The 24,814-nt window shown below is 62.6% G+C and carries 23 protein-coding genes; 18 read left to right on the forward strand and 5 right to left on the reverse strand.

Translation table 11 applies throughout. The annotated features are described in order from the left end of the window. Window positions 1-76: 76 nt before the first annotated feature. The 4 genes from ACWTU7_RS26840 to erpA all read right to left on the reverse strand — a co-directional run bounded on the left by ACWTU7_RS26840 (window position 77) and on the right by erpA (window position 2,019). On the reverse strand, window positions 77-367 hold the full coding sequence (locus ACWTU7_RS26840; RefSeq protein WP_455840889.1) for a hypothetical protein: 291 nt from the start codon (window positions 365-367) through the stop codon (window positions 77-79). Window positions 368-464: 97 nt separating this feature from the next. After that, window positions 465-1,259 carry an exodeoxyribonuclease III gene (gene xth, locus ACWTU7_RS26845; RefSeq protein WP_029353180.1) on the reverse strand — a complete coding sequence of 265 codons (795 nt, stop codon included), beginning with the start codon at window positions 1,257-1,259 and terminating at the stop codon, window positions 465-467. Then, window positions 1,256-1,669 (reverse strand): VOC family protein, encoded by a 414-nt coding sequence (locus ACWTU7_RS26850; RefSeq protein ID WP_095521446.1) that lies wholly within the window; start codon window positions 1,667-1,669, stop codon window positions 1,256-1,258. Before ACWTU7_RS26850 ends, xth begins: the two co-directional genes overlap by 4 nt. Before the next feature lie 2 nt (window positions 1,670-1,671). Continuing rightward, entirely contained in the window at window positions 1,672-2,019 is a 348-nt protein-coding gene (gene erpA / locus ACWTU7_RS26855) for an iron-sulfur cluster insertion protein ErpA (protein ID WP_029353177.1), read from the reverse strand. A 73-nt stretch (window positions 2,020-2,092) separates the two neighbouring features. Between erpA and ACWTU7_RS26860 the strand changes: the two genes are divergently transcribed. From ACWTU7_RS26860 to ACWTU7_RS26920, 13 genes are all read left to right on the forward strand, one after another. Then, the gene (locus tag ACWTU7_RS26860; RefSeq protein WP_455840890.1) at window positions 2,093-3,307 is read left to right on the forward strand and encodes a deoxyguanosinetriphosphate triphosphohydrolase; all 1,215 of its coding nucleotides are present in this window, start codon (window positions 2,093-2,095) and stop codon (window positions 3,305-3,307) included. Window positions 3,308-3,381: 74 nt separating this feature from the next. Continuing rightward, window positions 3,382-5,139 (forward strand): arginine--tRNA ligase, encoded by a 1,758-nt coding sequence (gene argS / locus ACWTU7_RS26865; RefSeq protein ID WP_455840891.1) that lies wholly within the window; start codon window positions 3,382-3,384, stop codon window positions 5,137-5,139. 103 nt (window positions 5,140-5,242) lie between these two features. Further along, entirely contained in the window at window positions 5,243-9,250 is a 4,008-nt protein-coding gene (locus ACWTU7_RS26870; RefSeq protein WP_455840892.1) for an SPOR domain-containing protein, read from the forward strand. Window positions 9,251-9,406: 156 nt separating this feature from the next. After that, complete coding sequence (gene nagZ / locus ACWTU7_RS26875) at window positions 9,407-10,426, forward strand: beta-N-acetylhexosaminidase (protein ID WP_455840893.1); 1,020 nt, start codon at window positions 9,407-9,409, stop codon at window positions 10,424-10,426. 127 nt (window positions 10,427-10,553) lie between these two features. Continuing rightward, complete coding sequence (locus ACWTU7_RS26880) at window positions 10,554-11,354, forward strand: segregation and condensation protein A (protein ID WP_455840923.1); 801 nt, start codon at window positions 10,554-10,556, stop codon at window positions 11,352-11,354. Beyond that, a complete protein-coding gene (scpB, locus tag ACWTU7_RS26885) occupies window positions 11,351-12,130 on the forward strand; it encodes an SMC-Scp complex subunit ScpB (RefSeq protein ID WP_455840894.1) in 780 nt (259 codons plus the stop codon). The genes ACWTU7_RS26880 and scpB overlap by 4 nt, the downstream gene beginning before the upstream one ends. Window positions 12,131-12,310: 180 nt before the next feature. Further along, complete coding sequence (locus ACWTU7_RS26890) at window positions 12,311-12,532, forward strand: twin-arginine translocase TatA/TatE family subunit (protein ID WP_029353164.1); 222 nt, start codon at window positions 12,311-12,313, stop codon at window positions 12,530-12,532. A gap of 28 nt (window positions 12,533-12,560) precedes the next feature. After that, the gene (gene tatB, locus ACWTU7_RS26895) at window positions 12,561-13,253 is read left to right on the forward strand and encodes a Sec-independent protein translocase protein TatB (protein ID WP_455840895.1); all 693 of its coding nucleotides are present in this window, start codon (window positions 12,561-12,563) and stop codon (window positions 13,251-13,253) included. A gap of 44 nt (window positions 13,254-13,297) precedes the next feature. Next, entirely contained in the window at window positions 13,298-14,107 is an 810-nt protein-coding gene (gene tatC, locus ACWTU7_RS26900) for a twin-arginine translocase subunit TatC (protein WP_455840924.1), read from the forward strand. A 343-nt stretch (window positions 14,108-14,450) separates the two neighbouring features. After that, complete coding sequence (serS, locus tag ACWTU7_RS26905) at window positions 14,451-15,755, forward strand: serine--tRNA ligase (protein ID WP_455840896.1); 1,305 nt, start codon at window positions 14,451-14,453, stop codon at window positions 15,753-15,755. After that, window positions 15,755-16,513, forward strand: coding sequence for a 5'/3'-nucleotidase SurE (gene surE / locus ACWTU7_RS26910; protein ID WP_065007768.1), 759 nt, complete (start codon window positions 15,755-15,757; stop codon window positions 16,511-16,513). The genes serS and surE overlap by 1 nt, the downstream gene beginning before the upstream one ends. Beyond that, the gene (locus tag ACWTU7_RS26915) at window positions 16,510-17,175 is read left to right on the forward strand and encodes a protein-L-isoaspartate(D-aspartate) O-methyltransferase (protein WP_206523311.1); all 666 of its coding nucleotides are present in this window, start codon (window positions 16,510-16,512) and stop codon (window positions 17,173-17,175) included. Before surE ends, ACWTU7_RS26915 begins: the two co-directional genes overlap by 4 nt. 213 nt (window positions 17,176-17,388) lie before the next feature. Beyond that, window positions 17,389-18,888 (forward strand): peptidoglycan DD-metalloendopeptidase family protein, encoded by a 1,500-nt coding sequence (locus tag ACWTU7_RS26920; protein WP_455840897.1) that lies wholly within the window; start codon window positions 17,389-17,391, stop codon window positions 18,886-18,888. A 152-nt stretch (window positions 18,889-19,040) separates the two neighbouring features. Here the strand turns inward: ACWTU7_RS26920 and ACWTU7_RS26925 are convergent, their stop codons facing one another. Further along, entirely contained in the window at window positions 19,041-19,916 is an 876-nt protein-coding gene (locus ACWTU7_RS26925; RefSeq protein WP_455840898.1) for an ATP-binding protein, read from the reverse strand. A 290-nt stretch (window positions 19,917-20,206) separates the two neighbouring features. Here ACWTU7_RS26925 and yajC point away from each other — a divergent pair, with 290 nt between their 5' ends. The 5 genes from yajC to ACWTU7_RS26950 all read left to right on the forward strand — a co-directional run bounded on the left by yajC (window position 20,207) and on the right by ACWTU7_RS26950 (window position 24,811). Beyond that, complete coding sequence (gene yajC / locus ACWTU7_RS26930) at window positions 20,207-20,545, forward strand: preprotein translocase subunit YajC (protein WP_065007771.1); 339 nt, start codon at window positions 20,207-20,209, stop codon at window positions 20,543-20,545. A gap of 54 nt (window positions 20,546-20,599) precedes the next feature. Beyond that, the gene (locus ACWTU7_RS26935; RefSeq protein WP_455840899.1) at window positions 20,600-20,881 is read left to right on the forward strand and encodes a hypothetical protein; all 282 of its coding nucleotides are present in this window, start codon (window positions 20,600-20,602) and stop codon (window positions 20,879-20,881) included. A gap of 119 nt (window positions 20,882-21,000) precedes the next feature. Continuing rightward, the gene (gene secDF, locus ACWTU7_RS26940; RefSeq protein WP_455840900.1) at window positions 21,001-23,553 is read left to right on the forward strand and encodes a protein translocase subunit SecDF; all 2,553 of its coding nucleotides are present in this window, start codon (window positions 21,001-21,003) and stop codon (window positions 23,551-23,553) included. A gap of 15 nt (window positions 23,554-23,568) precedes the next feature. Continuing rightward, window positions 23,569-23,958, forward strand: a complete 390-nt coding sequence (locus ACWTU7_RS26945) for an Mth938-like domain-containing protein (protein WP_455840901.1) — start codon at window positions 23,569-23,571, stop codon at window positions 23,956-23,958. Between the two features lies 1 nt (window position 23,959). Then, on the forward strand, window positions 23,960-24,811 hold the full coding sequence (locus ACWTU7_RS26950; protein ID WP_455840902.1) for a phytoene/squalene synthase family protein: 852 nt from the start codon (window positions 23,960-23,962) through the stop codon (window positions 24,809-24,811). The last annotated feature ends 3 nt before the right edge of the window (window positions 24,812-24,814 follow it).

The raw sequence follows: 24,814 nt of genomic DNA on the forward strand, positions 1-24,814 counted from the left end.
CAGTAGCCACGAAGCCGATAGTGAGGAAGCCAATAAGTCAGGAAGACTGGCTACTTCGAAAAATCAAGTCGGAAGATCAGTTGTCGGTGGGTTCCGTCGGAACGAGACCGGACTCCGGTGTTGAAATCGGCGTGGCCGACGGCGCCAGTGTCGTTCGCGGGCATTCGTCCCGAATCTTTGTCCATGACGTGTTGTTGAGCACCATATCGCAGCGGGCGAGGTGGCTCCGGCCGGACAGCGTCAGACAGGCGACCTGGCCGATCTGGAATGATTTTCCGTTGGCCAGGCATTCAGGATCGGCAAACGCCGGCGTCGCCGCGAGGGCGAGCGCGGCGGCAGATGGGCAAAGCGCAAATCTGATCGTCATCTTGAACCCCGGCCGAACCCGGATTGCAGCGGAAACCCCGATTGTGGCGATATGACGGTCCATCAACCGGGAATCCGGCGGTCCGAGCCCGAAATGATCAGATTGGCGCGAAAGCCAGTTCGACGGCCACCGGCACATGGTCGGAGGGTTTTTCCCAGGCGCGCACATGCTTTTCGATCGAGGCCGAGGAAAAGCGGTTGGCGGCTTCGGGCGAGAGCAGCAAGTGATCGATGCGGATGCCGTTGTTCTTCTGCCAGGCGCCGGCCTGATAATCCCAGAAAGTAAAGATGTCCGGCGCGTCGGTGACCGCGCGCACCGCTTCGGTGAAGCCGAGATTCTTCAACCGGCGGAACGCCTGCCTCGTCTGCGGCTGGAACAGCGCGTCGCTCAGCCAGTTCTCCGGGAATTTCGCGTCGATGTATTCGGGGATGACATTGTAATCCCCGGCCAGCACCAGCGCCTCTTCGAGCATGAGCCGTTCCTCGGCCCAGCGCTCCAGCCTCGCCATCCAGGAAAGCTTGTAGGAGAACTTTTTCTCGTCATTGATCGGGTTGCCGTTCGGCAAGTAGAGCGACGCAACGCGCAACGCGCCCTTGTCGGTCGAGAACACGCCCTCGATGAAACGCGCCTGCTCGTCGGTGTCGTCACCCGGCAAGCCTCTGATGACCTCGTCGAAGCGCAGCTTCGACAGGATGGCGACGCCGTTAAAACCTTTTTGGCCATAGATTTCAACGTTGTAGCCGAGCGCCTCGATCTCCGCGCGCGGAAACTGCTCGTCGACAGTCTTGATCTCCTGCAGGCAGGCGATATCAGGCGCGCTTTCCGTCAGCCAATGGGTCAAATTGCCGATGCGGGCCCGAACGCCGTTGATGTTCCAGGTGACGATTTTCATGACGGCCTCACTGATGTTTCGGGCTGTTCCGGCGGATGGCGTTCGACGAGGCCGATCGTATTGCCTGCCGGGTCCTTTAGGAAGGCCATCCATTCGCTTTCCCCCGCCGGCCCGAACAGGCCCTCGGTGTCGCGATGGACGAGCATCGGCGGCGCGGTGAAGGGGACACCGGCGGCTTTTGCCGAGGCGTAGAAATCGTCGAGGCCCGATATGTCCAGATAGACGGTGCCGGCCGGCAGGCCATCGGTGAACAGCAGCCGCACGTCGCCGGCCATGATGAAGGCGATGCCGGGCGGATCGAAGCGCACGTGCACCGTCATGCCAAGCACGTCGTGCCAGAACGCCAGCGTTGCATCGAGATCGCGCCCGGCTGAAAGCGCGACCTGACGGACCGCGCCGATGGCAGGCATTTCTAAATACTGAAGCTGGTGCCGCAGCCGCACGAGGCGACCGCATTCGGGTTCCTGATCTGAAACGACTGGCCCATCAAGTCGTCAACGAAATCGATCACCGAGCCACCCATATAGACCAGCGAGAGGTCGTCGATCAGTACGGTTGCGCCGTCTTTCTCGATGGCGACGTCGTCATCGTTGCGCGTTTCGACCAGGTCGAACTTATAGGAAAAGCCGGAGCAGCCGCCGCCCTCGACCGAAACGCGCAGCGCCGTCTTGCCGGCTTCGCCAGATACAATCTTTGCGATCCGCCTGGCGGCGGCGTCGGTCATCTCGACTTTCATGGCGGTCTTGGCATCAGCGCCCATGGGCGTCACCTTGCTTTCGGTTTCACATGATAGGTATGAAGCGCGAGGGGGCAAGTCAACTGCGGCAGCGGCGATGACAAACGAGTTGGGCGACATCGGATTTGGTTATCGGCCGCGCGCGGCCTATGCCTGCGATCCGGCGAAGTCGCGCGGGCGGCTGTTCGACGAGGTGGAGAGCCCGACCCGCACGCCATTCCAGCGCGACCGCGACCGCATCATCCATTCGACGGCATTCCGCCGGCTGAAGCACAAGACGCAGGTGTTCGTCGCGCATGAGGGCGATCATTACCGCACCCGGCTGACGCATTCGATCGAGGTGGCGCAGATAGCGCGTGCCCTGGCGCGGGCGCTGCGCGGCGACGAGGACCTGGCCGAGGCGGTGGCGCTGGTGCACGATTTCGGCCACACGCCCTTCGGCCATACCGGCGAGGACGCGCTGAACGAGAAAATGATCGCCTGGGGCGGCTTCGATCACAATGCACAGTCGCTGCGCGTGGTGACGCGGCTGGAGAGCCGCTATGCCGAATTCGACGGGCTGAACCTCACCTGGGAAACGCTGGAGGGCCTGGTAAAACACAACGGACCGCTGACTGACGCCAGCGGAAAGGGTCTGAAGGGGCCGGTGCCGCCAGCGATCCGCGACTATTCGGAACTGCACGACCTCGAACTCGACCGCTTCGCCGGCATCGAGGCGCAGTGCGCAGCGATCGCCGACGACATCGCCTACAACACCCATGACATCGACGACGGCCTGAGATCCGGCTTCCTGACGCTGGACATGCTGGAAAAGGTCTCGCTGCCCGGCTCGATCCTCGAAGGCGTGCGCCAGCGCTATCCGGCGCTGGACGATGTGAGGACAGGGCACGAACTGATGCGACGGCAGATCACGATGATGGTCGAGGATGTCATCGTTTCCACCACCGCCAATCTGGCCCGCATCAAGCCGGACAGCGCCGACGCGGTAAGGGCAGCAGGCGAGACGATGGTGACCTTTTCAGCCGAAATGGCCGCGCTCGAAAAGGAATTGAAGGCCTTTCTCTACAAGCATCTCTACCGGCACAGCGAGGTCATGCGCGTGCGTAACGAGGCCGAGCAGATCGTCAACGACCTGTTCGAGGTCTATTTCGCCGATCCGCGCGCCATGCCCGACGGCTGGCGCGAAGGGCTCGACCGGGCCGACGATCGCATCAAGGCGCGCAGCGTCGCCGATTTCCTGGCCGGCATGACGGATACCTACGCTTTGAAAGAACACCGCCGTTTGTTTGACCATACGCCCGAATTAAGCTAGGCCGAGCTCGATTTTGCCGGCCAATAAGCCGGATCCCTGCAAAGCCGCCAGAGCCACACCCCAGAGCTACACCAATGAACATCTTCGCCGATTTCAACGCGCGAATCACCAGAGCTGTCGAAGCGCTTGATTTAAAAGCCAAAGACGGCGGTTCGCTGGACTTGTCGCGCATCGCCGTCGAGCCGCCGCGCGACGCCAGCCATGGCGACCTGGCGACCAATGCGGCAATGGTGCTGGCCAAGCCGACCGGCCAGCCCCCACGCGCACTGGCTGAAAGGCTGGCGCAGGCGCTGCGCGCCGACATCGACATCGCCGCTGCGGACGTTGCCGGTCCAGGCTTCGTCAATCTCAGGCTCAAGGACGCGTTCTGGCAGTTGCATCTGACTGTGCTGCTCGGCGAAGGCCGCGATTACGGCCGCTCGACGGTCGGCGGCGGCAAGAAAGCCAATGTCGAATATGTCTCGGCTAACCCTACCGGACCGATGCATGTCGGCCATTGCCGTGGCGCCGTGGTGGGTGATGCGCTCGCCAATCTGATGGCCTTCGCCGGTTATGACGTGACCAAGGAATATGTCATCAACGATGCTGGTTCGCAGATCGACGTGCTCGGCCGCTCGGTCATGCTGCGTTACCGCGAGGCGCTCGGCGACGACATCGGCGAGATTCCGGCCGGGCTCTATCCGGGCGACTATCTGGTGCCGGTCGGCCAGGCGCTGGCCAGCGAATTCGACCGCTCCCTGCTGCAGTTGTCCGACGAGGAAGCGCTTGCCATCGTCAAGGACAGGACGATCGATGCGATGATGGCCATGATCCGCGAGGATCTGGCGCTGCTCAATGTTCATCACGACGTCTTTTTCTCGGAGCGCACGCTGCACGCCGACAACGCCCGGAAAATCCGTTCGGCCATCAACGACCTGACGCTCAAGGGCCATATCTACAAGGGCAAGCTGCCGCCGCCCAAGGGCGAGAAGCCGGACGACTGGGAGGATCGCGAGCAGACGCTGTTCCGCTCGACTGCGGTCGGCGACGACATGGACCGGGCGCTCGTCAAGTCGGACGGCACCTTCACCTATTTTGCCGCGGACGTCGCATATTTGAAGGACAAGGTCGATCGCGGTTTCGTCGAGCTGATCTATGTGCTTGGCGCCGATCATGGCGGCTATGTGAAGCGCCTGGAAGCGCTCGCCCGGGCGATTTCCGGCGACGAGGTGAAGCTTACAGTGCTGCTTTGCCAACTGGTGAGGCTTTTTCGCGAGGGCGAACCGGTGCGCATGTCGAAGCGGTCGGGCGATTTTGTGACGCTGCGCGAAGTGGTGGAGGAGGTCGGCCGCGATCCGATCCGCTTTATGATGCTCTACCGCAAGAACGATGCGCCGCTCGATTTCGACTTCGCCAAGGTGACCGAGCAGTCGAAGGACAATCCGGTGTTCTACGTGCAGTACGCTTCGGCGCGCTGCCATTCGGTTTTCCGGCAGGCGAGCGAACAGTTGGGCGAGGCCAATTTCGACCGCAATCGGCTGGCCGCCGCCACCGCTTCGCTGACCGACGAAGGCGAGATCGGCCTGATCAGGAAGCTTGCCGAATATCCGCGGCTGATTGAATCCGCGGCACTTGCGCTCGAGCCGCACCGGCTGGCATTCTACCTCTACGATCTCGCCTCCAGCTTCCACGGACATTGGAACCGCGGCACCGAGAATCCGGACTTACGGTTTGTTAAGGTTAACGACCGACAATTGACGCATGCCAGACTAGGGCTGGTGCAGGCTGTTTCGGACGTTTTGACGTCCGGCCTGATGCTGATCGGGGCCGATGCGCCCACCGAAATGCGTTAGGTTTGACTAAAAAACCTGTCACCTTTTGCCCACATTGCGCTGGTAAGGGCCAACCCTGCGCGACGTCCATGGCGTCCGAATGAGTGCGAGTTCGGGAACAATAATGGCAGACAGAACCCAGCTGAGAGCAGCCGCCCAAAACGATATCGCCGACGATGATCCGTTCGCGGAACTGACCAGGATCATGGGGTTCGACCCGCGCCAGCCGGTCAAGCCGCAGGCCCAGCCGAAGGCGGCCCCGGCCAGCCAGCCGGCGGACGAGGGCGGTTTCGACATCGATCTCGAGAAGGAGTTGATGGGCGAATTCGGCGCCGACGACAACGACGGCGCAGCCGAGATTCGCGAGCCGGCTTTCGAACCGGCTGCCACCGACTCCGTGGACGACGAGCTTGCCGCATCGCTCGAACAGGATTTCCTGCTCGACGACGATGCGGCGGACGAAACCGCCCATGCCGTTGCTGCCGATGACGCGCGTTCCGGTGTTGCCGAAGCATCCGCGCCGGCTGTTGAAGCTGCCTTCGATGACGATTTCGACCATGCGCTTGCCAGTTCGCTCGAAGACGTGTCGCCATTCGAAGACGATTTGGCAGGGAACGACAAGCTTGGGAACGACAAGTTCGGGAACGACGAGCTTGCCGCGTCGCTCGAACAGGATTTCCTGCTGGACGACGGTGCGGCGGACGAAACCGCCCATGCCGTTGCTGCCGATGACGCGCGTTCTGGTGTTGCCGAAGCATCCGCGCCGGCTGTTGAAGCTGCATTCGATGACGATTTCGACCATGCGCTTGCCAGTTCGCTCGAAGACGTGTCGCCATTCGAAGACGATTTGCCAGTGAACGACAAGCTTGGGAACGACAAGCTTGGGAACGACAAGCTTGGGAACGACGAGCTTGCCGCGTCGCTCGAACAGGATTTACTGGTCGACGACGAGGCGACGGACGTGGCCGAACAGAATACTGCCGCCATCGATGCATCCGCGCCGGCCGGCGAACCCGCCTTCGACGATGAATTCGACAACGCAGTCGCAAGCTCGCTCGAAGACGAGCTGATGCTCGACGAGCAGGTGCCGATGGAGCAGGTTGCCGAAGCCGCCGAAATCTCCGCGCCGGCTGCCGACCCCGCCTTCGACGATGAATTCGACAATGCGGTCGCAAGCTCGCTCGAAGACGAGCTGATGCTTGAAGAACACGTGCCGATGGAGCAGGCTGCCGAACCCGCCGACGTTTCCGCGCCGGCCACCGAACCAGCCTTCGACGACGAATTCGAAAATGCCGTCGCAAGCTCGCTCGAAGACGAGTTGATGCTCGACGAACATGGGCCGATGGAGCAGGCCGCTGTTGAAGCTCCTGCTGCGCCTGTTCGGGCTGTTTCGGACGAGTCCGATGAGGACTTTGCCGGCCATTTCGACGATGTCATGGTCGATGTCGACATGGATTTCGACGTTCGCACGGCTGAACCGGTCGAAATTGACGAGCCAGAAATTGACGAACCAGAGGCTATCGTCGCCAAGCACGAGCCTTCCACCGAGACCCCGGAAGATGCGTTCGACGCCGATTTTGACCTGAGCTTGGAAGACGCGCTTGCCGAGGAAGCCGAAAAGCCGGTTGCTCAGGCCTTCGGCGTTGCTGCCCAACCGACGGCGCCGTCCGTCGTAGTCCAGCCGGCGGCGCCCGCCCCCATCGCTGACGAGCGGAGCCTCGAAGACGAGCTGAACGCGCTGTTGGGCACCATGCGCACACGGGCTGCCCCCGTGGCGGCCTCCGCGGCCAACGAACCCGCTATGGTTCGGCACCCTGTAGCCGCGACTGAAAAGGTCGCCGTCAAATCAGCGAATCCCGTCGAAGAACTGGACTGGAGCCTCGACGAGCAAGACCTTTTGGGGTCGCCGGATAGTAGCGCGGTTCACGCCGCCGACGCCGATCTCGATAGCGTTCTCCTCAATGAGCTCGAGGGCCAGGATTTCAGCGCTGAAGATGCCGCCCGGCAGGCCGATGTCGATTTCGACGATGACGCATTGCATACCGCGTTCGCCAAGGACATCGGTCTGGATCATGGCGACGGCGATGACGTTGCAGCCGCCGCTCCCCAGCAGGATCCGGCTGATGCGCTCAGCTGGATGGCGGCACCCTCCGCCCCGCCGACGCCAGGCCGTTCGTGGAGCCGCGTAACGCCGGTCGCACAGTCGCAGCCTGCCTTTGCAGCCCAGCCGACGACTTCGGTGAAGACCACGGAAGCGACACCGCCACTGGCTACGGCACCGTCCTATCAGGATGAGCCGGCCGAAGACGGTGCCGCCGATGCGGCATCTGCGCCGGCGCAAAGCGAACAGTCTTCGGCGTATGACGAGATGCCCGATGTCGAGACGGTCGATGTGCCCGAGCGCGTGGTGGCGCTGGCGGACGACCTCGATATTCCGGACCTCGACTTCAATGACGACGAACCGGCGGCGCCTGCCTATGACGATCTCGACACGGAGTTCGCCAGCCTTCTCACGGAAATGAATGCCGTAGACGTCGCTGCCGCCCCGGCGCGCAGCGCGGCCTATGACGACGAATCCTACAATGCCGGATTTCAGTCAGGGGCCGGATTTCAGTCAGGGGCCGGATTTCAGTCAGCGGCCGGGCTCCAGTCAGCGGCCGGGTTCCAGTTAGGCTATGAGCCCGACCGCGTTGAAACGCGGACCTATGCGGCGAGACCCGCACAAGCGTCTGTCAGTGCGTCTTATGCCGATGCCGCCAGTGGCTTCGATCTGGGCGACTTGCCCAACGGCCGGCCGGCTTCGCAGGCCGACGACTTTGGCTTGGACGAACTCGACTACGACCCCGAACTGGATGAGGCCATGTCAGTTCCCGGCTTGGCTGAGCACGATGCCGCGAGGCCGCGGAGCCGCGGCCTGTTGGTCGCCGCGGTCGTCGGCGCCGTGGCGCTCGCGGGCGGTCTCGGCGCCTTCGCGCTGTCTTTCGGCGGCACCGGCGGCACCGATGCGCCGGTCATCGTGAAGGCAGACAACGCACCGATCAAGGTCAGGCCGGAAAATCCGGGCGGCACCGTCGTGCCGAACCAGGACAATAAGGTCTATGACGCCGTGGCCAAGGGTGGCGCAAAATCCGCCGAACCGATCCAGGAAAAACTGGTCACCAACACCGAAGAGCCGGTGGACGTGGCGGCCAAGGAGCCGCCGCAGAGCCGTGTGGTCGATCTTTCGCCCGACGATATCGACACGGCTGAAGCCGCCGATGCGATCCGCAATGCCGAATCCGCCGCCGCTGAAGGCGCCAATGCGATCCTCGGCTCGCAAGCGGCCGGAAATGCCGACGTCGCCGCCGTGCCGGCATCCAAATCCGAGGATCGTATCGCCCAGGTTCTGCAAGAGGCCGACCAGGGCATCGACCCCGACCTCGTTGCGGTTGCGCCGCGCAAGGTGAGAACCATGGTCGTCAAACCCGATGGCTCGCTGGTTGCGCGCGAGGATCCGGCGCCTGCGGCACCGCAGATGGCAGCCGTCGAGCCTGTCGATCCGGCGCCGCAGCATGTGGCCCCGACGGGTCAGACCGAAGATGCAGAACAGACCGGTACGGTACCGCCTGTTGCCGACCAGGCAAGTGGCGACCTACTGGGTGGCGACCCAGTGGGCGGCGACCAGACCGAAGCCGCCAAGCCGGAAACAGCCAAGCCGGAAACAGTCAATCCGACGGCCGCGCCGGCAGCCGCGCCTGAGGCTGAGGCCCAAACCGCCCAGCCTGCCAATACGCCGGCCTCGGTTCCGGTGGCGCCGCAGCGTCCGTCCGACCAGCCGGTCGACGTCGTCGGCGAGGTCAAGCCCGACCAGGTTGCGTCCATCAATCCGGCGGAGGGCTCGACCGGCGGTGGCTCATGGTCGATGCAGATCGCCTCGCAGCCGACCGTCGAAAGCGCCCAGTCGACCTATCAGGATCTGCAGCGCCGATATGGCAGCGTGCTTTCCGGCCATACCGCCAACATCGTCAAGGCCGAGATCGCCGGCAAGGGAACGTTCTATCGCGTCCGCGTCCCGGCGAAGTCGCGCAACGATGCGATCAACCTGTGCACCAGCTACAAGGCTGCCGGCGGCAACTGCTTCGTGTCGCGCTAGACATTTCAAGTCTCCCGCCCTTGGGCGGAAAGAACCGGCGCGGTCACGAACCGCGCCGGTTTTTTGTGGAAGGGAGTTCTTTGTGTGGAAGGGGTCCTGGCCGCATGTGGTTCGATGCGATTCCCTTTGTCCGCGTGAAGCTCTAAACTCCTGCCCATGACCGAATCAAAATCCATGATCCTCGGCTGCGCCGGGAAATCGCTCACACGCGAAGAAATCAATTTCTATCGCAATGAATGCCCGTGGGGATTCATCCTGTTTGCGCGCAACATCGGCGAGACCGAGCAGATCCTCGATCTGGTCGCCGCGATGCGCGACTGTATCGAGCGCCCGGACGCCCCGGTGTTCATCGACCAGGAAGGCGGCCGGGTGCAGCGCCTGCGCCCGCCGTTGGCGCCGAATTATCCGGCCGGTGGCGCCCTCGGGGCCCTGTGGCGCAACGACCACGACGCCGGCAACCGCGCCGCCTGGCTGATGGCACGGCTGCATGCCTTCGACCTGCTGCGCTACGGCATCACGGCGGATTGCCTGCCCGTGCTCGACGTTCCGATCGAGGGCGCCAGCGATGTCATCGGCGCGCGCGCCTATGGCAAGGAGCCTCGCTCCGTCATCGAACTCGGTCGCGCAGCGGCGGAGGGCCTGATGTCGGGCGGCGTGCTGCCAGTGATGAAGCATATTCCCGGGCATGGACGGGCCTTTGCCGACACGCATTTCGAACTGCCGACCGTCGATGCCTCGATGAGCGACTTGCAGCGGCATGATTTCGCCCCGTTCAGGGAGCTCAATCATTTGCCGATGGCGATGACGGCGCATGTCGTCTACAGCGCGATCGACCCGAAGAACCCGGCCACGACATCCGGCAAGGTCATCGATGAGATCATCCGCGGCGAAATCGGCTTCGACGGGCTGCTGATGAGCGACGACACCTCGATGAAGGCACTTTCTGGGGATTTCCCGACAAAGGCGGCCGCGATCCTTGCGGCGGGCTGCGATCTGGTCCTTCACTGCAATGGCGTTTTCGAGGAGATGGCCGGCATTGCGTCGCGCACAACGGGGCTTGAAGGCACGTCGCTGCAACGCGCGCAACGGGCGCTGACCTATATTAAGAACCGCGATCGGGCTGATGAAGCCGAGATACGCGCCGAATTCGCCACCTATTTCGATGCGGTGGCTTAGACCTTGATCCCGAAAAATGGGAGCCGGTTGTTCGGAACAGATCATGGTCAAACAAGAAGATAGAAGCCAAGGACAGCAACAGGAAGTGGCGGAAACATTGGACAACAAGGCCGGCAAGGCCGCACCGATGGACCGTCTGTGGGCCGAGAACGACGATTCGCGGCTGACCGGCGATCCCGCGCTGGTCGTCGATGTCGACGGTTTCGAGGGCCCGCTCGATCTTCTGCTGCATCTTGCCCGCAACCAGAAGGTCGATCTGTCGCGCATCTCGATCCTGGCGCTGGCCGAGCAATATCTGGCCTTTGTCGAGAAGGTGAGGGCGCTCAGGCTGGAGCTTGCCGCCGACTATCTGGTGATGGCGGCGTGGCTGGCGTTTCTCAAGTCGAAGCTTTTGATCCCCAAGCAACCCGGCGACGACGGCGAAAGCGGCGAGGAGTTGGCGGCCGTGCTGCAATTCCGGTTAAAGCGGCTGGAAGCGATGCGCGACGCGGCGGCACGCCTGGTCAACCGCAACCGGCTCGGACGCGACGTGTTCGCCCGCGGCATGCCGGAAATGATCATCGTCGAGAAACGCAACGCCTATTCGGCCTCGCTCTACGATCTGCTGACCGCCTATGCGGCGCAACGCCAGAAGCAGGCCATCACTAATGTGACGATCGCCAGGCGCGGTGTGTGGTCGCTCAAGGATGCGCGCGATATCCTCAACAGGCTGATCGGCTCGCTTGCCGACTGGACGGCGCTGGACAGCTTCCTGGTCGAATATCTGACTGGCCCGGACGAGCGGCGTACCGCGATTGCCAGTTCGTTTGCGGCGACGCTGGAACTGGTGCGCGAAGGCAAAATGGAAATGCGGCAGGACGAGGTGTTCGCGCCGCTCTATCTGCGCGGCCGTGCGCAAGGCATCAGGGCAGTCGAGGTGGCATCATGAGTGAACGCGCCAACGCTTCGGTCATTCCGTTCAACGTCGACGACGAGACCGAAGAGGGCGTGCTCGCCGGGGCACCGGCAGAAAGCCAGGCCCAGAACTTGTCCCAGAATCCTGGCGAGCGGCTGCATATGGCGGAAGCCGTGCGCATGGCCGAGGCGATCGTCTTTGCCAGCGCCGAGCCGGTCAGCGAAAAGCAGCTTGCCGCACGCCTGCCTGACGGCATCAGCATCGCCGCGGCGATGGCCGAACTGCAGCAGATTTATGCGCGGCGCGGCGTCAATCTGGTGCGCGTCGGCGATGCCTGGGCGTTCCGCACCGCCGGCGATCTCGCTTTCCTGATGAGCCGCGACACGGTGCAGCAGAGGAAACTTTCCCGCGCGGCGCTCGAAGTGCTGGCGATCATCGCCTACCACCAGCCGGTGACGCGCGCCGAGATCGAGGATATCAGAGGCGTCGAGACCTCGAAGGGCACGCTGGACACGCTGATGGAGACCGAATGGGTGAAGATGCGCGGCCGGCGTCGCACGCCCGGCCGCCCCGTCACCTACGGCACCACCGACATCTTCCTCGACCACTTCGCGCTGGAGGAGATCCGCGACCTTCCCGGCATGGACGAATTGAAGGGTGCAGGGCTGCTTTCGGGCCGCATGCCGTCGAATTTTACCATTCCGCTGCCACCGGCCGATCCGGATGCGCTGACCGACGACGAGGATCCGCTAACCGATATCGACCTTGAGGAACTCGGCTTGTTGACGCCGCGCGTCGAGGAAGATTGACCGCAAACGACGTGCCGAAAGCCGTTGGTATTTCGCGGCTGCGCCGATTGGTAGCGGGCTATGGCGCCGAAAGTGCGTGACTTCGGCCACTGATTTATAAAACTCTGTCGCGGTTGTGTTTGAATCCCGACGCGAAAGCGCATAGATCATCGTCAGAGAAAACTTTCGAGAGAGATTGTTATGGGTTCATTTTCGATTTGGCACTGGCTGATCGTGCTGGTAATCGTGTTGCTGGTGTTCGGCCGCGGCAAGATTCCCGAGCTGATGGGTGACATGGCCAAGGGTATCAAGAGCTTCAAGAAGGGCATGGCCGACGACGAGGTTGCCGAGGACAAGCGCACCGTTGAACACCGAGCCGACGAAACCGTTTCGGCAGTGAAGGAAAAGGCCAGCAAGAGCTGAGCCCAAACTTTAGTCGGAACGCATCGCCATGTTCGACATCGGCTGGACCGAGATGCTGGTGATCGCGATCGTCATGATCGTGGTCGTCGGGCCCAAGGATTTGCCAAAGATGCTGCGCACATTCGGCCGCACGACGGCGAAGATGCGCGGCATGGCAGCCGATTTCCAGAAACAGTTCAACGACGCGCTGAAGGAGGCCGAGCTTGACGACGTCAAGAAGTCGGTCGATTCACTCAGAAGCCTCAACCCGGCCGCCGAGATCAGGAAACAGCTCAGCCCGTTCGAGCAGGCGGCAGCCGATGTCCGTTCAGGCGTCGACGCGGTGATGAAGCCGAAGCCAGCAGTCGACCCGGCCACGCCAGCTGCTTCGACGCCGCAGGATACCGAGCTGAAGAATGGCGCGACGGTGCTGCCGGGCGTCAACGCCCCGGAAGCGGCGCCGGCGGCGCCGACGTTCCCGGCGATGACCGATGAGTCGGTGGTGACACCGCCTGTCGCGACGGCGACGCCGGCTGCACCTCAAAAGGCCGCGGCAGCGAAGAAGAAGGCCGCGCCAGCGAAAGCGATGCCGGCCTCCAAGGCCGCAGCGAAGCCAGCGGCAGCAGCGGCAAAACCTGCCGCCACAAAGACGGCAGCTAAAGAGGCCGAGCCGAAGCCTGCACCGGCAGCGATGAAGAAGCCGCCTGCAGCCGCCAAAAAGACGGCGGGAGCCGCCAAGTGAGCATTTCGGAAAAGGACGAGATCGATAAATCGGCGGCTCCGCTGATGGAGCATCTGATCGAGTTGCGCCGGCGGCTGATGTGGTCGATCGGCGGGTTCTTCGTCGCCTTCCTGTTCTGCTTCTTCTTCGCCAAGCAACTGTTCAACCTGTTGGTTATCCCGTTCAAATGGGCAACCCGATGGGCAGGGCTCGACCCGCACAAAGTCGAGCTGATTTACACGGCGCCGCAGGAATTCTTCTTCACCCAGGTCAAGCTGGCGATGTTCGGCGGCATGGTGATCGCCTTTCCGCTGATCGCCACGCAGATCTATAAATTCATCGCGCCAGGCCTCTACAAGAATGAACGCAACGCTTTCCTGCCGTTCCTTATCGCTTCGCCGATCCTGTTCCTGATGGGCGCGTCGCTGGTCTACTTCTTCTTCACGCCGATGGTGATGTGGTTTTTCCTCGCCATGCAGCAGGCCGGCACCGACGACCAGGTGCAGATTTCGCTGCTGCCGAAAGTGTCGGAATATCTCAGCCTGATCATGACGCTGATCTTCTCCTTCGGGCTGGTGTTCCAGTTGCCGGTGGTGACCAGCCTGATGGCGCGGGTGGGCATGCTGTCGTCCGAGGCGCTGGTTGAAAAGCGCAAATGGGCGATCGTCATCGCCTTCGTGGTGGCGGCTGTGCTGACACCGCCCGACCCGATAAGCCAGATTGGCCTCGCCATCCCCACGATCATTCTCTACGAGGTCTCAATCTGGTCGGCCCGGCTGATCGAGCGCAGCAAAGAACGGGAACGTCTGGCGCGCGAGAAGCGGGAGGCTGCGGAAGCGGCGGCCGAAAAGCCGGTGGATGCGTCGTCTACGTAGTCTGCATCTACATAGGTTGCATCCTGTCGCGCCCCCCTCTGTCCTGCCGGACATCTCCCCCACGGGTGGGGAGATCGGCTGTCATCGCGACTTTCGCTAATCTGCAGGGTGGAATAGGTGAGCCGTCGGCAAAGCTGCCAATCTCCCTCCTTGTGGGGGAGATGTCCGGCAGGACAGAGGGGGGCGCGAAGGAACTCGGCCTTCACATCTTGCATCGATCAAGGATGCGGTTTACGCCCTCTGGCCTAAAATGCGATGCGTTTTAGGTCTTTATTTTGGGCATGTCGTTGTCCCAAAACCGCTGCGCACTTTTGGGCGACATGCCCGCCGAGGACGAACAACCATGCTCGACATCAAATGGATTCGCGACAACCCGAAGGCCCTTGTCGAAGCGCTCAAGAAGCGCTCGTGGTCGGCTCAGGATGCGCAGTCCACGGTCGATGATCTGATCGCCAGGGACGAGGCGCGGCGCGAACACCTGACCGAGCTGCAGACTAGGCAGGAGCGCCGTAACGCTGCGTCGAAGGAGATCGGCAATGCCATGCGTTCGGGCGATGCCGCACTTGCCGAAAGGTTGAAGGTCGAGGTCGGCGAGATCAAGACCTTTATCCAAAATGGCGAAGCGCGCGAACGCGAACTCGACAAGGCGCTGAACGACGCCTTGGCCGTGCTGCCCAACGTGCCGCTCGACGATGTGCCGGTCGGCAAGGACGAGCACGACAATGTCGTAAAGCGCATCGTCGGCAAGGTGCCGACGCGACCGAACTGGGTGAAGGAGCATTTCGAGATCGGCGAAGCGCTCGGCATGATGGATTTCGAGCGGGCGGCGAAGCTGTCGGGCTCGCGCTTCACGGTGCTGAAGAGCGGGTTGGCGCGGATGGAGCGCGCACTTGGCCAGTTCATGTTGGACCTGCACACAACCGAGCATGGCTATGAGGAGATTCAGCCGCCTCTGATGGTGAAAGCCGAGGTTCTTTTCGGGACGGGGCAGCTGCCGAAATTCGAGGAGGATCTCTTCTTCGCCCCGCATGGAGATGGCAGGCTTGGCCTCATCCCGACCGCCGAAGTGCCGCTCACCAACCTCGTGCGCGAGGAGATCACGGCGCACGAAAAGCTGCCGCTGCGCTATACGGCGCTGACGCCGTGCTTCCGGTCGGAAGCGGGCTCGGCCGGGCGCGACACGCGCGGCATGCTGCGCCAGCATCAGTTCTACAAGGTCGAGCTGGTCTCGATCACCGATCAGGAATCGTCGCTGGCCGAGCACGAGCGGATGACTGAATGCGCCGAGGAGGTGCTGAAGCGTCTCGGCCTGCCGTTCCGCACCATGACGCTGTGCACCGGCGACATGGGTTTTGGCGCGCGCAAGACATACGACATCGAGGTCTGGCTGCCGGGCCAGAACGCCTATCGCGAGATTTCGTCCTGCTCGGTCTGCGGCGATTTCCAGGCGCGGCGCATGGACGCCCGCTACAAGGACAAGGACGGCAAGGGCAACCGCTTCGTCCACACGCTGAACGGCTCCGGCACCGCCGTCGGCCGCGCTCTCATTGCTGTCATCGAAAACTACCAGAATGAGGATGGCAGCGTAACCATTCCTGAAGCGCTTCGGCCCTACATGGGCGGTCTGGAAAAGATCGAATCGAAATAATGCGCATCCTCCTGACCAATGATGACGGCATCCATGCCGAGGGCCTTGCATCGCTCGAACGCATCGCCCGCACGCTGTCGGACGACGTCTGGGTGGTGGCGCCGGAGCAGGACCAGTCCGGCTACGCGCATTCGCTGTCAATCTCGGAGCCGCTGCGCCTGCGCAAGATCGGCGAAAAACACTTTGCCGTGCGCGGCACGCCCACCGACTGCGTCATCATGGGCGTGAAGAAGATCCTGCCGGCAGCACCCGACCTGATCCTGTCCGGCGTCAATTCCGGCGCCAACATCGCCGACGACGTCACTTATTCGGGCACCGTCGCCGGGGCCATGGAAGGCGCGCTGCTCGGCGTGCGTTCGATCGCGCTCAGCCAGGCCTATTCCTATGTCGGCGAGGATCGCGTCGTGCCTTACGAGACCACCGAGGCGCTGGCGCCGGCGCTGCTCAGGAAACTTGTCGCCATGCCGCTGCCGGACGGCGTACTGCTCAACGTCAATTTTCCCAATTGCGCGCCAGAAGAGATCGCCGGCACGGTGGTCACCTCGCAAGGCAAGCTCGTCCACAGCCTGTGGGTCGACGAGCGCCGCGATGGCCGCGGACTTCCCTATTATTGGCTGCGCTTCGGCCGCGAGCCGGTCGAGGGCAAGCAAGGCACCGACCTCTATGCCATGCGCAACCGGCTGGTGTCAGTAACGCCGCTGCAGCTCGATCTCACCGCTCATGAAATCCGCGATCAACTGACCAAGGCGCTCGCATGAACCTGAACCACGGTCCGACGCTCGACGACCGCGAAGGCTTCGCCGCTTTCCTGCTCCGCCTGCGTGGCAAGGGCGTGGTGCCGAAGGCACTGATCGCCGCCTTCGAGGCGACGCCGCGGCGCGGCTTCCTTTCCGCGCAGTTCCATCCGATCGCCTGGTCGGAGCGTATGCTGCCGATCGAATGCGGCGAGGCGATCGAGGGCGCCGATCTGCAAGCCGCAGTGATCGCAGCGCTTGCCATCGAGCCGGGCAACCGCGTGCTCGAGATCGGCACCGGGTCGGGCTACACGGCGGCTGTGATGTCGCGGCTTGCCGCGCGGGTCGTCACCATCGACCGCTACAAGACGCTGGTTGAGCAAGCCAAACAGCGCTTCGAGGCACTCGGCATCGGCAGTGTCATCGTGCGTCAGGCGGACGGCTCCAACGGGCTGGCAAATGAAGCGCCGTTCGACCGTATCGTCGCGTGGGCGGCCTTCGACAGCCTGCCGCGCTTCCTGCTCGACCAATTGTCGAGCGGCGGCATCGTCATCGCCCCGATCGGACCCGAGGAGGGCGAGCAGGTGCTGGCCAAACTGACGAAGGTCGGCAGCCGCTTCGAACGCGAGGACATCGGCCTCGTCCGCCTGCAGCCGATCCTGCGCGGCGTAGCCGCGGTCATCTAGGGATCTGTCGATATTTCAGGTGATGGCCGCAACCGACCGGTCTGGTCGCTTCGCGCCCGTCCGCGACTGGGCCCTACCTGAACCTCAGGCCGACAGGTCCAGCCTTAAATATTTTAACAAAATTTGCGTCTGATTCTAGAGGTTTAACCGACCGGTAACATTAACGCGCTTTAATCGCGGTCAGTCTGTACCGGGTATCTGCGGGTAAAAGCGATGCAATTCAGTATTTTGAAGGCAAACGGACGCAACCTGGCGCGTGGTTTCGCTGTCCTCATGGTTGCGGGCACCGCGGCGGGATGCAGTTCCCAGGTCTCGCGGTTCAACAGCGTCGATGACGTCTTTACCTCCTCGACCAACAACCAGCGCGCCATCATCGACAAGCAGGACGCCGCACAGCCTTATCCTGGCGATGCGCCGGTGTCGGCCGCGCCGCTCGACGGCAGCCATACCCAGTCGGTCAGCCGCTCAAGCCTCGAGCCGGTTACGACGCAGCAATTGCCGCCGGTCAGCCAGTCGCAGCCGGCGCCCGCCGCCAGTCCGGCGCGCACCGCTTCGGCGCCAGCCGCCCCCCAGGTCGACCGGATCGCAACGGGGACGGCGGCAAAGCCGTTCAAGGACGCACAGTCTGATGCTCCGCGCACGGCGACGGCAGGCGGCGCCCCGCGTGCTACCGAGATCGTCGTCAAGAGCGGCGAGACGATTTCCGGCCTGTCGCGGCGCTACGGCGTACCCGCCGATGCCCTCATGAAGGTCAATGGGCTAAGCGCGACCAACGGGCTGAAGACCGGCCAAAAGCTCGTCATCCCGGCCTATGCCTATTCGGGCAAGAAACCGGCGCCGAAGCTTGCGGACGCCAAGCCTGCGAACGACACCAAGCACGATTTGCCGGCCAAGGCGCCGGAGATGGTGGCCGTGCTGCCGCAGCAGCCGAAGCCTAGGGAGGGCAAGTCCGCCGCGCAGGTGGATGCATCGCCCGCAGCAAGCCAGCCGAAGGACGGAAAAGCCGCCCCCAAGACGACTGGTGCCGGCGGCACCTACACGGTCCAGCAGGGCGATACGCTGTCGGCGATCGCCAGGAAGACCGGCGTCGGCGTGGTTGCGTTGAAGCAGGCGAACGGCATGCAAGACGGTCTGCTCAAGATCGGCCAGACCCTGAAGGTGCCGGCCGGCGGAACCGCGACGGTTGCCGGTGCCAAGCCGGCAAAGGTCGATCCGGTAACGACTGCCACCACCCCGCCTGCGGCAAAGACCACGCCGTCGGAGACGCTGGCCGCCTACACGCCGCCGAGGAAGGATGCCAAGGTCATCCAGCAGGCCGAGGACGACGACGCGGTGGCGCCAAACGCCACCGGTATCGGCAAGATGCGCTGGCCGGTACGCGGCCGCGTGATCTCCAGCTTTGGCGGCGGCAAGGATGGTGTCGACATCGCGGTGCCGGAAGGAACCCCGGTCAAGGCGGCCGAGAACGGTGTCGTCATTTACGCCGGCGATGGCCTCAAGGAATTCGGCAATACGGTGCTGGTGCGCCACGAGAACGGGTTGGTCACTGTCTATGGCCACACCCGCTCGATCGAGGTCCAGCGCGGCCAGAAGGTTAAGCGCGGCCAGGAAATCGCGCAGTCCGGCATGAGCGGTACCACCGACTCGCCGAAACTGCATTTCGAAGTGCGCAAGAATTCGGCGCCGGTCGATCCTTCAACCTATCTTGAATAAAAGAAAGTCGATCCTTCGACCTATAAAAGAAAAGTCGATCCGTCGACCTATCTCGAATAGAACAAGAAAAGCAACTGCGCGCCGCCTGACCTCCAGTCCGGCCCGCCGGCTCAGCCCGCTCCGCAAGGGGCGGGCTTTTTCAGTCTTCGTCCCTAATCTTTGAGCGATTTGCCGAGCCGGCCTGCCAGATCCTGGGTGAATTGCCAGGCAACGCGGCCCGAACGGCTGCCGCGCGTCGTCGCCCATTCCAGCGCCTCGGCGCGCAGCGTCTCGGGATCGATGGCAAGGCCGTGGTGGCGGACATAGCCGTCGACCATGTCGAGATACTCGTCTTGCGAGCATTTGTGGAAGCCGAGCCAGAGGCCGAAACGGTCGGACAGCGAGACTTTTTCCTCGACCGCCTCTGACGGGTTGATGGCAGTCGAGCGCTCATTGTCGATCATGTCGCGCGGCAGTAGGTGCCGCCGGTTTGAAGTGGCGTAGAAGATAACATTGGCCGGGCGGCCCTCAACGCCGCCTTCCAGCGCCGCCTTCAGCGACTTATAGGACGTGTCGTCGTGGTCGAAGGAGAGATCGTCGCAAAACAGGATGAATCGGTAAGGTGCTGCCTTTAGCAAATTCATCAGCTTCGGCAGCGTGTCGATGTCCTCGCGATGGATCTCGATGAGCTTGAGCGGCAGGTCCAGCTTTGCCGAGGCATTGACCGCCGCATGCACGGCCTTGACCAGCGAGGACTTGCCCATGCCGCGTGCGCCCCACAACAGCACGTTGTTGGCAGCGTAACCGGAGGCGAAGCGCTCGGTGTTGTCGACCAGTATGTCGCGGACGCGGTCGACGCCGCGGATCAGGCCGATGTCGACGCGGTTGACCTTGACCACCGGCTCCAGATAGCCGGGATCAGCCTGCCAGACGAAGCAATCGGCCTCGCCGAGGTCGGTTTCCGGCACCGGCGGCGGGGCGAGGCGGGCGACCGCCTCGATCAGACGGTCTAGCTTCTTGTTCAGGGCTTCAATGGTGCTGTCGCTCATTCTTGTCTTTTTGTTTTTTGCATTCAGGAGTGTGACAACGGAACCTATCTGATTCCGGCGGTTTCGGAACCGGCTCCAACCTTTTGTTAGAGCATGATCTTTTCCGAAACCGCGCTCCATTTTTTGGGATCATGCTCTAACACGGCTCAACCAGCCGGAAAAGCAGCTGAAATGCCTGGCCGCAGTTGCATTGGTAACTTTACCGACTATATTCCGGCCAAATTTCACGGGGCCGCCAAATTTCCCTAGGACGGTTTGGCGGCTGTTTTTCAAAATTCAGGAGTACTTAGATGTTCGTGACACCGGCATATGCCCAAGGCGTCGGCACCTCCCCGGATATGTTCATCAGCATTTTGCCGTTTGTTCTGATTTTCGTGATCATGTATTTTCTGATCATCCGGCCGCAGCGCACACAGTTGAAGAAGCGCGGCGAGATGCTGGCGGCGGTTCGTCGCGGCGACACGGTCATCACTGGCGGCGGTTTCGTCGGCAAGGTGACCAAGGTGATCGACGACAACGAGCTCGAGATCGATCTCGGCGGCGGCACCAAGGTAACGGCGCTGCGCTCGACGATCGCCGATGTGCGCGTCAAGGGCGAGCCGGTGGCGAACCAGAACGCCAAGAAATAACCGAAATTTCTGGCGGAGCGATCCGCGGATACGCCCCCTGACGGACGACGCCATTTGCTGTATTTCTCGCGCTTCAAGATGACTCTGATCTGGGTAACCGTGGCGATCGCAGGGGTTCTTGGTGCGCCCAGTCTTTTCGCCGCCAGTCCGCTCGCCAAGCAGCAGCCCGACTGGATGCCGAAACTCGAAAGGGCAATCGGCCTTGATCAACAGGGCGGTTCGCACATCCTGCTCAGCTTGGATCTGGACGATTTGATCAAGGGCAGGCTGAAGACGACACGCGATGAAATCAGGTCACTGCTGAAGAAAGCCCGATGGCAGCACCAAAGTGACTGACCCGTGCTCTATAATTGCAGGTGCGGACCAACGGCGAGCCGCTGGCGAACCAGAACGCCAAGAAATAACCCGATTCCAGGCGGAACGATCCGCCAGAATGCCCTGACGGACGAAGCCATATGCTTTATTTCTCGCGCTTCAAGATGATCCTGATCTGGCTGGCCGTGGCCGCCACAGTGATCCTCGCCGCGCCCAATCTTTTCTCTGCCAGCACGCTGGCCCAGCTTCCTAACTGGGTGCCGAAGCGCCAGATGACGCTTGGCCTCGATCTGCAGGGCGGCTCGCATATCCTGCTCAGGATGGATCCGAACGATCTGACCAAGGATCGGCTGGAGACGACGCGCGACCAAATCAGGACACTGCTGCGCGACGCCAAGATCGGCTACACCGGTCTTGCCGGATCAGGCCGGACCGTGCAGGTCCGCATCACCGATCCCGGTCAGGTCGATGCCGCCAAGACGGCGCTGAAGACATTGACCGATCCGGTGGCCGCCGGCCTGTTCAGCGGCGGCTCCGTCCAGGAGATGTCGCTGGATGATTCCGAGCCCGGCCTGCTCAAATTCACCGTCACCGATGCCGGCATCAAATACCGGACGTCAACGGCGCTGGCGCAGTCGCTCGAGGTCGTCGAGCGCCGCGTCAACGAACTCGGCACTACCGAGCCGATCGTGCAACGCCAAGGCGACGACCGCATCCTGGTCCAGGTGCCGGGCCTGCAGGATCCGCAAAGGCTGAAGGACATTCTTGGCCAGACCGCCAAGCTGACCTTCCAGATGGTCGACCAGTCCATGCCGGTGCAGGACGCGCTCAACGGCCGTCCGCCGGCGGGATCCTCGGTTCTGTATTCGCAGGATGATCCGCCGGTTCCGTATCTGATCGAGAACCGTGTCATCGTTTCGGGCGAAAATCTCGTCGATGCGCAGGCGACGTACAATTCCCAGACCAACGAGCCGGTGGTTTCGTTCACCTTCGATTCCAAGGGAGCGGCGCGTTTCGGCCAGGCCACCTCGCAGAATGTCGGCAAGCTGTTTGCAATCATCCTCGACAATCAGGTGATTTCGGCGCCGCAGATCCGCGAACCGATCCTTGGCGGCAGCGGCCAGATCTCTGGCAACTTCACCGCCGAGAGCGCCAACGACCTCGCCGTGCTGTTGCGTGCCGGCGCGCTGCCGGCGACGCTGACGGTGATCGAAGAGCGGACGGTAGGCCCTGGGCTCGGCGAGGATTCCATTCACGCCGGCAAGGTCGCCGGCGTGATCGGCTCGATCCTCGTCGTCGTATTCATGTTCGTGGCCTATGGCTTCCTCGGCTTCATTGCCAACATCGCGCTGGCGGTGCATGTGGCAATGATCATCGCGTTGTTGTCGTTGCTCGGCGCGACACTGACATTGCCGGGCATCGCCGGTATCGTGCTGACCATCGGCATGGCGGTCGATTCAAACGTTCTCATCTACGAGCGCATTCGCGAGGAGCGGCGAAACGGTCGCTCGGTGATCCAGGCGATCGATACGGGCTTTTCGAAAGCGCTGGCGACCATCGTCGATTCGAACGTCACCTCGCTGATCGCGACTGTGGTGCTGTTCTGGCTCGGGACCGGACCGGTGAAGGGCTTTGCCGTAACCTTCGCCATCGGCATTCTGACCACCGTCTTCACCGCGTTCACTTTCACCCGGCTGCTGGTGTCGATCTGGCTTCGCCGCGCCCGCCCGAAGGAGTTACCGCGCGCGCCGGTGACCTTCGTCCCGCCGGGCACTAGAATTCCGTTCATGGGCATCCGCCGCTGGACATTCGCGCTGTCCAGCGTGCTGTCGATCCTGGCGGTCGTGCTGTTCATGACTGTCGACATCAATTATGGCATCGACTTCAAGGGCGGTTCGCTGATCGAGGTCCAGGCCAAGGATGGCACCGCCGATATTGCCGACATCCGCAGCAGGCTTTCGGAACTCAACATCGGCGAAGTGCAGGTCCAGCAGTTCGGCGACCCGAACGACGTCTTGATTCGCGTCGGCACGCAGGAGGGCGGCGAGAACGCCGAACAGACCGTCATCGACAAGGTGCGCGGCGAGTTGCAGGACCATTACGACTTCCGCCGCGTCGAGGTGGTGGGACCAACGGTTTCCGGCGAGCTCGCTAAGCAAGGCACCATCGCCATGCTGATCGCCCTGCTCGGAATCCTGATCTATGTCTGGTTCCGCTTCGAATGGCAGTTCGCGGTCGGCGCCATCATCGCCACAGTCCACGATGTGGTCATGACGATCGGCTTCTTCGTCATCACCGGTCTCGAATTCAACCAGTCGTCGCTTGCGGCGATACTCACCATCATCGGCTATTCGCTCAATGACACGATCGTCGTCTATGACCGTGTCCGCGAAGACTTGCGAAAATACAAGAGGATGCCGCTGCCGCAGTTGTTGAATAACGCCATCAACGAGACGCTGTCCAGAACGACGCTGACCTCGGTGACGACGATGCTAGCGCTGCTGGCGCTGGTGCTGTTCGGCGGCGAGGTGATCCGCTCGTTCACGCTGGCAATGCTGTTCGGCGTCGTCTTCGGAACCTATTCGTCGATCTTTATCGCCGCCCCGCTGCTCATCCTGTTCAAGCTGCGGCCACAGGCCGCGACGGCCGACGAGGAGAAGCCGGTGAGCGGCGGCAAAGCCGTGGCAACCTGACGGGCGGCCAACGGGATGACCAAAGGCATCGTCATCCGTGAAGCGCATTTCCCCGGCCGTGCCCCGATCGAGGCCTACGGCAATGGTGGGTTTCGTTTCGCCGACATGTCGCATCGCGGCTCGCTCCTGTGCCTGCCGTCGGGCATCTACGGTTGGGAGCCGGCCGATCCCCTGGCACTGACGGCGGCGGATTTCGCCAAGCTGCTCAACGAGGCTGACAAGGTCGAGATCCTGCTGGTCGGCGCCGGCAAGGATCTCAGGCCGTTGCCGGCGGCGCTGCGTGCTGCGCTGAAGGCGGTGGGCATTGCGGCCGATCCGATGTCGACCGGTGCTGCCGTGCGGACCTACAATGTTCTTCTGGCGGAAAACCGTGCGGTGGCTGCCGCACTGATCGCCGTCGAGTGACGTGAGCGAAAACGCCAAAATCGTCATGGAAACGGTGCGAGCCGCCGACCATGACCGCTATGTTTCCGCGCTCTATGCGCCCGAGGACAAGCGTGACGCGCTTTTTTCGCTCTATGCCTTCAATGCCGAAATATCAGGCATTCGTGACCGTATCCGCGAGGCGCTGCCGGGCGAGGTGCGGCTGCAATGGTGGCGGGATGTCATCGCAGCCGAGGACGCCGGGGCAGGCACCGGCCATCCGGTTGCGGACACGTTGACGGCCGCGATTTCCGCCCACCGCCTGCCGAAATCTGCCTTCGAGAACATGCTCGAAGCGCGTATTTTCGATCTCTATGACGACCCTATGCCGTCGCGGACCGACCTGGAAGGCTATTGCGGCGAGACCGCAGCGGCGCTCATCCAGCTTGCAGCGATGGTGCTTGATCCCGTCGAGGCACCACGGTTTGCCGAACTTGCAGGCAGGGCAGGTTGTGCACAAGCGATGACCTGCCTTTTGCTGCTGCTGCCGCTGCATCGCAAGCGTGGGCAATGCTTTGTCCCGGCCGACATTCTGGCTGCGGCAGGGTCGTCGCCCGAGGAGTTCGTTGCGGGCGAAGGTGGGCCTGGAGCGCAACGCGCTGTCGCCGCGATGATTGCACTAGCGCAGGAGCATTTGTCTGCTTTCGAGAAGGGTGCATCGGCCGTGCCAGTTTCGCTGCGACCGGCATTTTTGCCGCTGGCCTTGTCGAGCGCCTATCTCGGCAAGATGGAAGGTTCTCCTCATTCACCTCTGAACGGCGAGGCGCAGCTCTCGGCCTGGCGCCGCCATTGGCTGCTCCTGCGTCGCGCAACGCGAGGCTGGCCGGGCATCTGAAGG

Source organism: Mesorhizobium sp. BHscii (assembly GCF_053848065.1).